A 13,405-nucleotide genomic window follows, 5' to 3' on the forward strand; every position below is an offset into this window, starting at 1 on the left:
AAAAACCACTCCTTGGCGCTGGCTTTATCAAAGCGAACACCAGAGGTTGTAAAAAACGTATGGATTGCTGTTTTTTTGCGTCGAGCATACAATCGCGCCATAGTGTCTTTGTTGCGTTTAATTTTAAAAAAAGTGAGCGTTTTGATGAATAAAAATGGTCTAACAAATCTTATCGCCTTACTCGTGGTCATACTCGGTTGGGTATTGCAACAACCTATTTTGCTCAATGTTGGTTTATTTGCCCTTGCTGGTGCTATTACCAATTCGCTGGCTATTCATATGTTGTTTGAAAAAGTCCCTCTCTTATATGGTTCTGGCGTGATCCCGCAGCGCTTTAATGAATTTAAAGCAGGGATCCAGCAATTAGTTATGACACAGTTTTTTAGCCCCGCCCATATTGAACGCTTTTTTGAGCAGCGCTCAGCAGCACCAAGTTTTGATTTTGCCCCTGTTATCGATCAAACCGATTTAAGCCCGGCTTTCCAAAGTCTGCTTAAAGTGGTTGAGCACTCTTCGTTTGGTGGTATGTTGGCCATGTTCGGTGGCTCTGCAGTGCTGCTGCCATTACAAGATCCCTTTATTGCAAAGCTAAAATTAGCGTTAATCGAGATCACGCAAACAGATGCGTTTCATGATTTACTGCATGCGCAGCTGGCAGAGCATCAGCAAATGTCACACTTATCTCAGCAAATTGAGCATATTGTGCAGCAACGTTTGGCTGAGCTTACGCCTGAATTAGTTAAAGACATTATCCAACAGATGATTCGGCAGCATTTAGGCTGGTTAGTGGTATGGGGAGGCGTATTTGGTGGTGCTCTTGGGTTTATCGCGGCTTTTTTTAAGGTTTAATTCAGTTTGCTGTACTACACTAAACGCGTTAAGGTAATGCTGTATCACTAAAAACAGGAATATACTATGACAGTAGACAAAACGCTTTTACTCGCAGGTTTATTTGCCAGTGTTGTTGCAACGTACTCCTCCGCCGCCACTGCAGCGTCTGCCTTAAAAGGTAACGAAATGGTGTGGCTACTCACGCAGAATCATCAGTTAGTGAAAATTAATCCTTCCTCTCCCGGTAAGGTTCTCGAACAAAAAGCGCTTACCGGTTTGCGTGAGGGTGAGAAAATTCAGGGTATTGATTATCGGGTGGCTTATGGCGTGTTGTTTGGCCTGTCTGATAAAGGTCAGCTTTACACCATCAATACATTAACCGGTGCGGTAAGTGCTGTTGGTAGCCCACTGTCAGCGAATACGTTACAAGCCGCACAGTTTGGCTTTGATTTTAATCCGGCGGCAGATCGGATCCGGGTCGTTAACGAGTTAGGTCAAAATTTACGTTTACATCCTGAAACGGGCGTACTTGCCTTTACCGATCCTAATTTACAATACGCGCCAACTGATCGTCATGCTGGCAAGTCGCCAGCGGTAGTTGCGGCAGCCTATACCTATAATCAGCAAGACGCTAAAATCACTACCAATTATGCGATTGATAAAGCGGCAGGGACCTTGGTCACGCAAGGAAGCCTAGAAGGAGTTGAACCTGCAGTTTCCCCAAATACTGGACAACTGTTTACCGTGGGGTCACTCGGACTGGCTGATTTAGAACAGGTTTCATTTGATATTTCGGATATCAATAACATCGGATTAATTTCGGTAACGACCAAGACAGAAGCGCAATCGACGTTATATCAGATCGATTTGAGTTCAGGGCAAACCACTAAGTTAGGTCAACTGGCCGATGGCAGTGCCATACTAGGGATAGCGATTGAGCCATAAATTTTTTTCCTTTACGGGCTTAGGCATAGCGCTTGGCTTTAGCGCTATGCTCCACGCGGCACCCGTCACGGTAACAGTATTAGGCGACAACGGCCAGCCCGTTGCGGGCGCGGTGGTTTTTTTAGAATCGCCTGCTGCCAGTGCTGCACTGACCCAATCGTTAAGTACTACGCCAACAAAAACAGCGAATATCGTGCAACGTGATAAACGCTTTATTCCAGAACTGACCATCATACCGCGTGGCACTGCAGTTAACTTCCCAAATGAAGATACTGTGCGGCACCATGTTTATTCGTTTTCACCGGTTAAGCAGTTTGAAATCAAGCTGTATGTGGGTACGCCAACCGATCCCGTTATATTTGAGCAAAGCGGTGTGGCAGTGTTAGGCTGTAACATTCATGATGAGATGATTGCTTGGGTAGTGGTGTTAGACACCCCATATTATGGAACTAGCGATACATCTGGTCAGGTACGCTTAGACAAGGTGCCAACAGGCGATTACACGCTGCGTGTATGGCACAAAGACTTACTAAGTGAAGAAGATGTGCCAAAAATTAGTGTTAGTGTAAATGCGGATCTGCCGCCACAACAAGTTACCTTGCCGCAATTAGTACCTATGTATTAACAGGTTAATGGCGGTTATGTCCATAGCGAACCAAGGGGCGTAGTCGTGTCGTAACGATGGGCAACTTGCGCAATAAATAATTCTGCGCACGCCATCGCATCGGTAACGGCATGATGGGGTAAATAGGGGGGCAAACCGTAACGTGCTCTGCTCGCCGCCAAACGAATAGAAACCGCTTGGCGTTTGCGCAGTCGTTGCCACAAACTCATTGGGGTTTTACGATGCCATTGCGCCTCTATCGCCATAGTATCAATAACGGGAAAGTATATGCTTTCTTGCAACCTTACTTGCATGGCGGCCGCTAAAAACTGCCGTTCAATGTCCGCGCAGTGCACGATCAACACCTTTCCAGCAATAGCGGCTAAAAACTCGGGTAAAACCTCTAGCAGATCAGGCGCATGTTCTAATGCGCTGTCGGTGATCCGATGGATTTTTACCGAGCTACTGGTCAGTTGAAAACGAGGCTTAACCAGCCATTGTTTGGCTTCTGAGCTGAAGATCCGCGTTGTGGTTAATGGCACGATACCAATGCTCACAATACCATGGCAACGCGGATCCAAACCGGTGGTTTCCAGATCCAACGCCATTAGTGGTGCGTCTACCAACGGCGTCTGTGCGCTTACCATACCGGTGGCGTAATAGTTTTGTAAAAGTGGTACCCGACTTTGTGCCGCTAACTGAGCAAAACGGTGTGGCCAATTTGGCGCGCTACGGGGAAGGGGCGTTGCCCCTAAATACAACATAGGTTAGGCCTGAAAATGAAATTTAAGAAATTTCTGCGCATTGGCTAATACCAAAAACGCGGCTTTTAGATGTTTGCGTTCAAATTCTGATAAGTGTGCTGGCCGCACATTGTTATCCGGCACGTGTTTGTGTTGCAAGGCGGCCGCTTGATGGCGGATCCGCGTCATCGCAATAACCTCATAGGCATCGCGAAGATCTTCAGCGCGACCTTTAGGTAACAATTGACGTTTTGTCAGTTCAGTTAATCGTTGATAAGAGCTGCGCGCGTCAATCCCAAGTGATAATGCATAAACACGTAATAAATCGGCCATGGGGGCAGTCCCCCGACGTTTTATATTTAGCGAATCATTTTGTCGGCCATCTTCTTCCATAACAAAATCCTGAAAAAAGCCCAATGGGGGGGTACGCAACAGGGCATTGCGGGTCATAGAGGCTAAAAACAGTTTACTGCGTGGGGCAGTATTGACGATTTGTTGATTAAGTTGCGTTGCCCATTCCGTTTTACCCCAGACGCCATCTAAGTCGAAAAAAATATTACTCTGCAGTAACTTCTCGGGGGTAGGTTGAGTCAACCAATCATTAAAGTAATGTTGCCACACACGCAATGGCTGGCGCCATTGCGGATTGGTCGCCATAATGTGACCGCTACACAGCGGATAACCACATTGGGCTAAGCCATTACAGACAAATGCCGCTAATTCGGCAAAGTAAGCATCATGCAAGTTCGCATCATACCGATTGTCTAAAATCAGTGCATTATCTTGATCGGTAACAATAAGTTGTTCATCTCGAGCCATCGAGCCCAAGGCTAAAAAGCAATAAGGTATCGGCGGCGGGCCTAAGCGCTGCTCTGCGAGTTCCAAAAGGCGCTGTTTAAAACTGCGGCCTATGGTCGCCATGGCACTGCCAATCATCTGCGAGTTAGCATCCTCATTAACCATTCTGACAAAGCAGGCTTGCACCGCTGTTTGTAATTGCGCTAAATCAGCAACCGTTTGTTGTTGATAAATACTGCTGACAATAAACAGACTGTTGTTCGATTCGTGTCGAATCATATCAGCTATCGCAATAACACCAATCGGTGTCTGCTGGGTAAGCACTGGGAGATGATGTAAATTATGCCTTAGCATTAACAGCATAGCTTCAAACACAAACTGATTGGCCTGAACGGTAACTAATTGCTCTGTCATGATGGTCGATACTGGCAGCTCAGGATCTAACGCTGCTGCCACCACCCGATTGCGTAAATCACGATCGGTAATTAAACCGGCGATTAATTCTGGTGTTGCAGGATGCGTTAGCAGTAAGCAGGATTCCCCCGCCGCGCGCATGGCTAATGCCGCCGCTTTAATGCTGGCGTTTGACGGCAACATAATCGCGGGCCGTTGAATCAGCTCAGTGACTTTCGCACTCATGAGTTGGTGATTTTCCGCTTTACCAATGCGCGGCTCAGCGCGCCGCTCAGCATCGCCTACTTCAACATAATCAGCAAAAAACTCGTTTTGATCAAAGAGCTGTTCAAAGGCTTGCGCAGGGATCAGGTAAATTAATGTATCTGCGAGCGCTTTGGCTGGGAAACGGACTTTTTTACCTCTAAGTAAACCTTGTTCACCAAAAATCCCGCCTTCAGATAAACGATTATACAAATCGCCATTTCGGCGAAAGGTTTCAACGACACCACTGCGGATTACATACAACGCCGTTAACGGCGCGTTATACTCCAAAATGGTTGTACCCGCACGAAAATAACTAATATCAATTTGACGTGCTAAGTGGCGTTGCTCTTCGCCAGAGAGCTCCTGAAACGGCGAATGCCGTTGCAGGAAGCTTAGGATCTCTAACTGTTCAATTTCTAATTCAGGCTGTTGCATTGTCATGATTAAGGAACTCGGGGCTCTGACATCAAGCCTTTAACAATAGCAACACACGCCGCTAATAGCACCAGGGTAAAGGGTAAACCTGTTGACACCGCCATTGCTTGTAACGCGGTTAGCCCACCACCAATGAGTAATGCGATCGCGACTAAACCTTCAAAGGTACACCAAAATACACGTTGTACAGTTGGCGCATTTACTTTGCCACCTGCTGCAATGGTATCAATAACTAATGATCCCGAGTCGGATGAGGTAATAAAAAATACAATCACCAGGATAATCGCAATAAAAGAGCTAATTTGTGCTAGGGGTAACGCATCAAGCATAGCAAATAATTGCAGCGGTAAGTCGGCCTCTACCGCGGCATTGTAGCCGTCGTTGACCACCTGATCGATGGCTGTGCTACCAAATACCGTCATCCAAAAAACACAAGCCAGAGAGGGGATGAGTAATACCGAGATTAAAAATTCCCGCACCGTACGCCCACGCGATACGCGCGCAATAAACATGCCGACAAACGGCGACCAGCTAATCCACCAGGCCCAGTAAAACGTGGTCCAGCCTTGTGCATAATTGGTATCTTCACGTCCAATAGGATTTGCTAGGGCAGGTAAATGCTGCACATAGCTGACCACGTTTTCTGCAAATCCTGTAAAAATTGCCAAGGTTGGACCGACAATAATCACAAAGAGCAGCAACATTGCGGCAAGCAACATATTGATTTCAGATAAGCGTTTTACGCCGGCTTCTAATCCCGCTATTACCGAAATTAATGCCAAAGCCGTAATAACAATAATCAAGATCACCTCGGTGGTGGTACCGCTGGGTAAACCGAATAAATAATGTAAACCGGCGCTGGCTTGTGAAGCACCAATACCCAATGACGTTGCCAAACCAAACAAAGTTGCAAATACCGCCAAAATATCAATGATATGGCCAGGCCAGCCCCAGACTCGCTCGCCCAAGATAGGATAAAACACCGAGCGAATAGTTAATGGCAATCCTTTATTAAAACTAAAAAGCGCTAAGCCCAAGGCTAAAATGGCATAAATCGCCCATGGATGCAGTGCCCAGTGGAAAATAGTGGCGGCCATGCCCAGTTTCGCTGCCGCAGCGGTGTCGCCAGCTGCCCCGCCAAGGGGCGCCCAATCAACCCGTTCGCCATCTGCAAATTCCACCCCGTTTAATGCGGTACCAAAGTGTGTCAATGGTTCCGACACACCATAAAACATTAAACCTATACCCATGCCTGCGGCAAAGAGCATGGAAAACCAACCAACATAGGTAAAGTCGGGGATCGCTTCGGTGCCACCCAAGCGCACTTTACCCAGTGGGCTGATAATGAGTGCTAAACACAATAAAACAAAAATATTTGCTGCAGAGATAAAAAACCAATCAAGGTTCGCGGTTAGGCTATTGCGTAGCGCGGCAAACGCAGGGCCTGCATAGCTGCCAAAGGCTAACGTAATAACTACGAAAGCGATAATCGCTAAGCCGGAAATTAAAAATACTCGGTTATGAATGTCTAAACCAAACGGGCCAAGCTTCACCACAATGTTGTCTTGACCAATTTGATAATCGGTATCAATGGGATTGACTTTACCATCCGGGATCATCGGATCTTTACCTGTTGTCATTCGTCTGTTCCATAGTTAAAAAAGGGGGAATATCAAGCAGCCTTGCACAGTGTACGCATTGTGCAAGGGGGCTATCATCAGAAGTAGTAGCCGATATTGATATTAAAACGACGTTCGGTTTCATCAGCGTTGCCCGCAACACTGCCGCCTACAAAAGGCTGGTTGCGTGCATGCACAAGATCAAAGTAGGTAAATAGCCCACCGGCGGCTACGGAAAAGCCCGTTACATTCATCAGGGTATTCGCGGTGTCGTCCGACTTGTCATACACCAGTCCGTAATTGTTATAAAACTGCAGGCCTGTTACGGGACCCCAGCTAAGCGGCAAACTGTAAGCCACATTAACCGTACTCGATTTTGCTTCAGCCGCTATACTGTCGTAAAACCCGTAAGCACCCACTGCCATTTGCTGAATATTATCAACGTTATAGGCATATTCGGTGTGTTGGAGTTGCACGTTCCAGTTTTGATAATGGCTGTTTAGATGTAAGCCCCAAGCGTAATAATCACCAGCACGTTGCTGGCCATCATGCAAGCCACCATGGAGTGCAGAGAGCCCTAATTCGGTTTGCACGCCTGCCAAGGTAGTGTGGTAAGCAAAACGGCCACTGAATGTATTGTATTCACCGAGTGCTAGCGTGGGATCGGCATAGATGTCTTGTTCAAGCGGGCGGGCGCCTACCACATCATAAGAGTAGCGATCGGCGCGGTTACTGACATAACCATCCACACCACCGAGCTCATCATTTTTAAAAAAGCCGAGGTCTATCTGCCAGTTATCTGCCACTTGCCGTTTAACGAGAATGCCAAGATCATGATCATCTTCCAGACCCAGATAATAATTCGTACTAAAAAAGTAATTATGTGAGTTATAAGGCCAGTTACCAAAAGGAACTTGGGTAATACCGGTTTGTACTTGCCAGTTATCGGCAAATTGATAGCCTACATAGGCATACTTTACCGTTGTCATATAATCAAAAAAGCGGATCTCGGCATCCAATGTAACGTCGCCAACATTACCGCTGAGGTTCAAGCGAAAAATATCAAAGTCAAAATCACCACCACGGTTTTTATTACCGTCATCGTAAGAGGTGTGACTAAAGTTAGTGCGCACCGCACCGCCAACCTGGATCCCTGTGGGTTTGGTGGGTGTGACATCTGTTGTTGTAACGACAGTTTCAGCGTGATGAGCAGGATCAACTGATGTTGCAGCAACAGATGTGTTTTGTTCTTGCGTCGCAAGTCGGGCTTCTAAATCGGCAATTTGTGCCTTTAGTTGGGCCAGTTGTGCCTCGATAGTGTCTTGTTCTGGGGCGGTAGCTTGGGTGTAAGTTGCGGCAAAAGTAGATGAAATAATGAGAGCAAGTAGCGATTTTTTAAGCATTAAAAAGACCTGTATTAGCTAAAAATATTTAAACAGGTGATCAAGCATAACATAAAACGGCGTTGTTCCAATTTTAGGAGCGGAATTGCACACTAAACCCTCAATACTACAGCGAGCAAAAGTCATGGTGTTAAAGCAAAAAAATAAGGCTCCAATGGAGCCTTATTTTATGCAGTGATAGACAGAAAACTTATTTTAAATCAAAGCGATCTGCATTCATTACCTTTACCCAAACCTTGATAAAGTCGTTTACAAACTTTTCATGGTTATCATCTTGTGCATACACTTCAGCATAAGAACGCAGTACAGAGTTTGAACCAAAGACTAAATCGACCCGTGTAGCAGTAAACTTAACATTACCGGTATCACGCTCAATGATCTGATAACTATTACGGCCAGTCGGTTTCCAGCTGTAAGCCATATCCGTTAAATGCACAAAGAAGTCATTGGTCAATACACCCACTTTGTCGGTAAATACGCCATGCGTGTTGCCTGCAAAGTTAGTTCCCAACACCCGCATCCCGCCAATTAGCGCGGTCATTTCTGGTGCCGTTAAGCCCAGTAATTGGCTTTTATCAAGCATTAACTCTTCCGGCTGTACCACGTAATCCTTTTTCAGGAAATTGCGGTATGCATCGTGTAGGGGTTCTAGTACATCAAAAGACTCTACATCAGTTTGCGCTTGGGTAGCATCACCACGACCTGGTGCAAAAGGCACACTGACATTTACCCCAGCGGCCTTAGCAGCTTGTTCAATGGCAGCAGAACCCGCCAGTACAATTAAATCGGCCAGGCTAATGGATTTAGCAAAACTGGCTTGAATCGTTTCCAAAACGGCTAGCACTTTTTGTAAACGAGCGGGTTCGTTACCTTCCCAATCTTTTTGTGGCGCCAAGCGAATACGAGCACCATTAGCACCGCCACGATAATCAGAACGACGGAACGTACGAGCGCTGTCCCACGCGGTTGCAACCAGCTCACCCACAGATAAACCACTCGCTAAAATCGTTGCTTTTAGTTCACTGATATCCGCATCAGTAAGTGCCGTGTTACCAGCAGGAACAGGATCTTGCCAAATAAGCTCTTCTGCGGGGACGTCTGGCCCTAAATAACGGCTTTTTGGACCGAGATCGCGGTGTGTCAGTTTAAACCAAGCACGAGCAAACACGTCTTCAAAGTAGGCTTGATCGCGATAGAAGCGCTCAGAAATTTTTCGATATTCTGGGTCCATTTTCATAGCCATGTCAGCATCGGTCATCATTGGCATGCAACGGATAGACGCATCTTCAACATCCACAGGTTTCGCATTATCTTGAATGTTTACCGGTTGCCATTGCCAAGCGCCCGCTGGGCTTTTCGTCAGTTCCCAATCATGCTCTAGGAGCATTTTGAAGTAACCATTGTCCCACTTGGTGGGTTCACTGGTCCACGCACCTTCAATGCCACTGGTTACTGTGTCACGACCAACGCCACGTGTTTTGTGGTTATTCCACCCCAAGCCTTGCTCAGCAATATCAGCCGCTTCTGGCTCTGGTCCAAGATTTTGAGCAAGCCCATTACCATGAGCTTTACCTACGGTGTGCCCACCAGCAGTCAGCGCTACTGTTTCTTCATCATTCATGGCCATACGCGCAAATGTGATGCGCACATCGTGTGCCGTTTTTAACGGATCGGGTTTGCCATCAACCCCTTCCGGATTCACATAAATAAGGCCCATCATCACAGCGGCGAGGGGGTTTTCTAAATCACGCTCACCTGAATAGCGCGAGCCTTCGCTGCCTGATGGCGCTAACCATTCTTTTTCCGAACCCCAATAGGTATCTTTTTCAGGATGCCAAATATCTTCACGGCCGCCGGCAAAACCAAAGGTTTTAAAACCCATTGATTCATAGGCCATGTTACCGGCTAAAATCATCAAATCGGCCCACGACAGTTTGTTACCGTATTTCTTTTTGATAGGCCACAGCAAGCGACGCGCTTTATCTAAATTGCCATTATCAGGCCAGCTATTTAACGGAGCAAACCGCAAATTACCGGTACCGGCACCGCCACGGCCATCCGCGATGCGGTAACTGCCGGCACTGTGCCAGGCCATACGGATAAATAAGCCACCATAATGGCCCCAATCAGCTGGCCACCAGCTTTGACTTTGGGTCATCAGGGCTTTTAGATCCGTTTTAACGGCAGCTAAATCCAGTGTTTTAAAGGCTTCGGCGTAGTTGAAATCAGCACCCAGTGGATTGGTTTTCGTGTCGTGCTGATGAAGAATGTCTAAGTTGAGGGCATTTGGCCACCAACTCATTACATTTTTGCTGCTAGCAGTATTTGCGCCATGCATTACGGGGCATTTGCCCGACGCATTATTGTTATTGTCCATCTGTCACTCCTGTTAGGCTTGTTGCAAAAATCATTCGCGGCGTAACCGCGCTCGATGATGCTATAGACTATAGACGCTATGTGACAGTTCATAAAGTAATTAAAATTGAATGTGCTAATAGCTTTTATGGATTAAAAGCCGTATTTGCAACACCTTAGTCGTTTTGCCATTGTATTCCATAACGCATAAATGTGTCGGCTTCGCGATTATACCAACGCCGAAAGGGTTCAACATTAAAGCCATGTTTATTGGCCAAATAGGCATAGCGCATCGAGATGCGTAGCATGTCAGCATAGCGCCAAATTTTACCTTGCGTAATCACCGTGAGTTCCGGATGTTCAGCCAATATATCTACTACCTGCATAATCCGATGCACATTACGCAGTTCAACTGTTAACTCAGGCGGGATTGTCGGCAATTTGTTGTGATTCATGATTACATTCCTTCTGCACAGGTTTTAAGCATATCGGCTGCAACACTAAGAGGTTTAGGGTAGATTAGCTAAGTGACAAAAAATACGCTTTTGTGTTGGCACAAGGTTCGTCTTTCTGGCGGGTACTGAATAGTTTGTTCACGTAAAAAATGCTATTAACGCTTGTTTTACGCGCGCAAAGGCACAATAAAGAACAGTAAATTATTTCTAAAGAGTGCCCCCATTGTTAAATGCTACGCCTGTGAAAAATACGCCTGTTTTAGCGTGGTTACTACGTTTTTTAAAGCCATACCGCGTGAAGGTGGCGGCGGCAATTGTGTTTTTATTAATTGGCTCATTAGCATGGTTAGCACTAGGGCAAGGTGTTCGATTGCTGGTGGATGAAGGCTTTATCACGGGCAATACCCAGCGCTTGAATGATTTGACGGCTTTGGTACTCCTTATAACGGTTATTGCTTCCGTCGCGGTTTTTCTGCGTTTTTATTTTATGAGTTGGTTGGGCGAGCGGGTGAGTGCCGACATCCGAAATGCCGTTTATCAACATATGCTTAAGTTATCACCGGCGTTTTACAGTGAAACGCGCACAGGTGAGGTGATTTCCCGTTTTACTGCGGATACTACCTTGTTACAAAGCGTCGTTGGCTCGAGTTTATCTATGGCGCTGCGCTCAGGGGTAACGGCGCTCGGGGGCTTACTGATGATGGCATTTACCAGTTTTAAATTGACGGCGTTAGTGTTTATCGCCGTGCCACTGGTGTTAATGCCTATTTTTATTTTAGGGAAAAAAGTACGGCGTTTAGCCCGGGATAGCCAAGATAGATTGGCCGATATTGGCGCGCATGTTGATCAAAGCTTACATGAAATTCACACCGTGCAGGCCTATGGTCATGAAGCCGCAGATGAGCAGGTGTTTCGTGACAAAATAGAGCAGGTTATTCATGCGGCGAGGGGCCGAATTTTTTATCGGGCGTTGTTAATTGGATCGGTAATGTTGCTTAGCATTGGTGCCATTACGTTAGTGGGCTACGTTGGTGCGCTTGATGTGATTACAGGAAGTGTCAGTGCTGGGCAGCTTACCGCATTTTTATTTTACGCCGTTATGGTGGCGGGAGGCGTTGCGACCATTAGTGAAGTGATTGGCGATGTGCAGCGTGCGGCAGGTGCTGCCGAGCGATTAATAGAGTTATCGCAGATGCCCGTTACGATCAAGGCTCCTGATGTGCCGCAGCACTTACCCGAAAATGTGGCCGGTTCGTTACGCTTTGCCGCTGTTGATTTTGCCTACCCGCACGTACCAGAGCAGCAAGTATTGTCGCAATTAAATTTGCAGATTCATTCTGGTGAGCGGGTTGCTTTTGTAGGCCCCAGTGGCGCCGGCAAAAGTACCATTTTTCAGCTGTTACAGCGTTTTTATGATGTCAGCAACGGGCAGATCTTTCTCGATGACATTGCCTTACCCCAGTTATCACCACAAGCACTGCGCGCGCAATTTGCATTAGTGCCCCAAGATGCAGTGATTTTTGCTGACTCGGTTATCGAAAATGTCCGTTTTGGTAAGCCCGAGGCTACGCTAGAACAGGTTAAAGCCGCCTGTATTGCAGCACGTGCTGATGAATTTATTTCGCAGTTTCCACAGGGCTATGCCACGCAATTGGGGGAGCGGGGGGTGCGTTTATCTGGTGGGCAAAAACAGCGTATTGCAATTGCCCGTGCCATACTGGCAGATCGCCCTATATTATTGCTTGATGAAGCGACCAGTGCACTCGATGCGGCCAGCGAGCAAGCCGTAAAACAGGCTTTAGAACTGGCGATGCAGCACCGTACCACCTTAATTATTGCGCACCGACTCAGTACGGTGATAACGGCAGATCGCATTGTGGTGCTCGAAAAAGGTCGTATTATCGCCAGTGGTAAACATGAAACTTTGTTGCAAGATTGTCCGTTATACCGCGAGTTAGCGGAAATACAGCTGTTGGCATAACCTGAGAAAATGATTAACACCTTGAGGCAAAACAGGCAAAATAGCCTTAATGAAGCACACGGCACAGTATGGGAGAGCCAATGCTAACTTCGATTATGGCGATCAGCGCAGGCGCATCTTGCGGGGCAATTTTACGCTGGGTGCTTGGAGTGCATTTGAATCAGCTCTGGTCGGTAATGCCCATTGGAACCTTACTGGCAAACTTAATAGGCGGCTTGTTAGTTGGAATTGCTGTCCCTTGGTTGTCGCAACAATCGGTTATAGCACCAGAATGGCGCTTACTGATTATCACCGGGTTTTTAGGCGGATTAACCACCTTTTCTACCTTTTCAGCCGAAGTAATGGCGATGCTGTTTGAGCAGAAATGGGGACATGCTATCACCACTGCAATCTTACATCTGTTTGGCTCATTGTTATTAACGGCAGTAGGTTTTATGCTGGTACGCTTTTTTTATCGATAAGCCTGATTACTGTACACTGTAAATGTAAACAGTATGACAACGTTCATGCATCGTTATACGATAAGCTTCTATTCACGTCACAGGCTGTGCCGCTGGTTCACCCTTAACAAGGAAC

The 13,405-nt window shown here is 46.6% G+C and carries 11 protein-coding genes; 5 read left to right on the forward strand and 6 right to left on the reverse strand.

Annotated features, from left to right (window positions below; genetic code table 11):
- Nucleotides 1-144: 144 nt before the first annotated feature.
- From IE070_RS05560 to IE070_RS05570, 3 genes are all read left to right on the forward strand, one after another.
- Entirely contained in the window at nucleotides 145-849 is a 705-nt protein-coding gene (locus tag IE070_RS05560) for a DUF445 domain-containing protein (RefSeq protein ID WP_189481314.1), read from the forward strand.
- Between the two features lie 66 nt (nucleotides 850-915).
- Nucleotides 916-1,776 carry a DUF4394 domain-containing protein gene (locus IE070_RS05565; protein ID WP_189481316.1) on the forward strand — a complete coding sequence of 287 codons (861 nt, stop codon included), beginning with the start codon at nucleotides 916-918 and terminating at the stop codon, nucleotides 1,774-1,776.
- Complete coding sequence (locus IE070_RS05570; protein WP_229796941.1) at nucleotides 1,766-2,401, forward strand: methylamine utilization protein; 636 nt, start codon at nucleotides 1,766-1,768, stop codon at nucleotides 2,399-2,401. Before IE070_RS05565 ends, IE070_RS05570 begins: the two co-directional genes overlap by 11 nt.
- A gap of 14 nt (nucleotides 2,402-2,415) precedes the next feature.
- On the opposite strand, the gene IE070_RS05575 is transcribed toward IE070_RS05570, so the two are convergent.
- The 6 genes from IE070_RS05575 to IE070_RS05600 form a co-directional block, all read right to left on the reverse strand.
- Nucleotides 2,416-3,144, reverse strand: coding sequence for a 3'-5' exonuclease (locus IE070_RS05575; protein WP_189481318.1), 729 nt, complete (start codon nucleotides 3,142-3,144; stop codon nucleotides 2,416-2,418).
- Nucleotides 3,145-3,147: 3 nt separating this feature from the next.
- A complete protein-coding gene (locus tag IE070_RS05580) occupies nucleotides 3,148-5,022 on the reverse strand; it encodes a DUF294 nucleotidyltransferase-like domain-containing protein (protein ID WP_229796942.1) in 1,875 nt (624 codons plus the stop codon).
- A 2-nt stretch (nucleotides 5,023-5,024) separates the two neighbouring features.
- Nucleotides 5,025-6,656: a BCCT family transporter gene (locus IE070_RS05585; RefSeq protein ID WP_189481320.1), complete on the reverse strand. Its 1,632-nt coding sequence runs from the start codon at nucleotides 6,654-6,656 to the stop codon at nucleotides 5,025-5,027.
- Nucleotides 6,657-6,733: 77 nt separating this feature from the next.
- A complete protein-coding gene (locus IE070_RS05590; RefSeq protein ID WP_189481321.1) occupies nucleotides 6,734-8,038 on the reverse strand; it encodes a putative porin in 1,305 nt (434 codons plus the stop codon).
- Between the two features lie 190 nt (nucleotides 8,039-8,228).
- Nucleotides 8,229-10,415, reverse strand: a complete 2,187-nt coding sequence (katG, locus tag IE070_RS05595; RefSeq protein WP_189481323.1) for a catalase/peroxidase HPI — start codon at nucleotides 10,413-10,415, stop codon at nucleotides 8,229-8,231.
- Between the two features lie 154 nt (nucleotides 10,416-10,569).
- Nucleotides 10,570-10,848: a hypothetical protein gene (locus IE070_RS05600; RefSeq protein ID WP_189481325.1), complete on the reverse strand. Its 279-nt coding sequence runs from the start codon at nucleotides 10,846-10,848 to the stop codon at nucleotides 10,570-10,572.
- 223 nt (nucleotides 10,849-11,071) lie between these two features.
- On the opposite strand from IE070_RS05600, the gene IE070_RS05605 reads away from it, so the two are divergent.
- On the forward strand, nucleotides 11,072-12,829 hold the full coding sequence (locus IE070_RS05605) for an ABC transporter transmembrane domain-containing protein (RefSeq protein ID WP_229796943.1): 1,758 nt from the start codon (nucleotides 11,072-11,074) through the stop codon (nucleotides 12,827-12,829).
- Between the two features lie 80 nt (nucleotides 12,830-12,909).
- Entirely contained in the window at nucleotides 12,910-13,290 is a 381-nt protein-coding gene (gene crcB, locus IE070_RS05610; RefSeq protein ID WP_189481329.1) for a fluoride efflux transporter CrcB, read from the forward strand.
- The last annotated feature ends 115 nt before the right edge of the window (nucleotides 13,291-13,405 follow it).

Source organism: Alishewanella tabrizica, from assembly GCF_014652375.1.
GTDB classification, from domain to species: domain Bacteria; phylum Pseudomonadota; class Gammaproteobacteria; order Enterobacterales; family Alteromonadaceae; genus Alishewanella; species Alishewanella tabrizica.

What these genes read in the sequence shown, in the direction of transcription:
- IE070_RS05560 (WP_189481314.1), top strand. Translation starts at nt 145, where the DNA reads ATGAATAAAAATGGTCTAACAAATCTTATCGCCTTACTCGTGGTCATA.
- IE070_RS05565 (WP_189481316.1), top strand. Translation starts at nt 916, where the DNA reads ATGACAGTAGACAAAACGCTTTTACTCGCAGGTTTATTTGCCAGTGTT.
- IE070_RS05575 (WP_189481318.1), bottom strand. Translation starts at nt 3,144, where the DNA reads ATGTTGTATTTAGGGGCAACGCCCCTTCCCCGTAGCGCGCCAAATTGG.
- IE070_RS05580 (WP_229796942.1), bottom strand. Translation starts at nt 5,022, where the DNA reads ATGACAATGCAACAGCCTGAATTAGAAATTGAACAGTTAGAGATCCTA.
- IE070_RS05585 (WP_189481320.1), bottom strand. Translation starts at nt 6,656, where the DNA reads ATGACAACAGGTAAAGATCCGATGATCCCGGATGGTAAAGTCAATCCC.
- IE070_RS05590 (WP_189481321.1), bottom strand. Translation starts at nt 8,038, where the DNA reads ATGCTTAAAAAATCGCTACTTGCTCTCATTATTTCATCTACTTTTGCC.
- katG (WP_189481323.1), bottom strand. Translation starts at nt 10,415, where the DNA reads ATGGACAATAACAATAATGCGTCGGGCAAATGCCCCGTAATGCATGGC.
- IE070_RS05600 (WP_189481325.1), bottom strand. Translation starts at nt 10,848, where the DNA reads ATGAATCACAACAAATTGCCGACAATCCCGCCTGAGTTAACAGTTGAA.
- crcB (WP_189481329.1), top strand. Translation starts at nt 12,910, where the DNA reads ATGCTAACTTCGATTATGGCGATCAGCGCAGGCGCATCTTGCGGGGCA.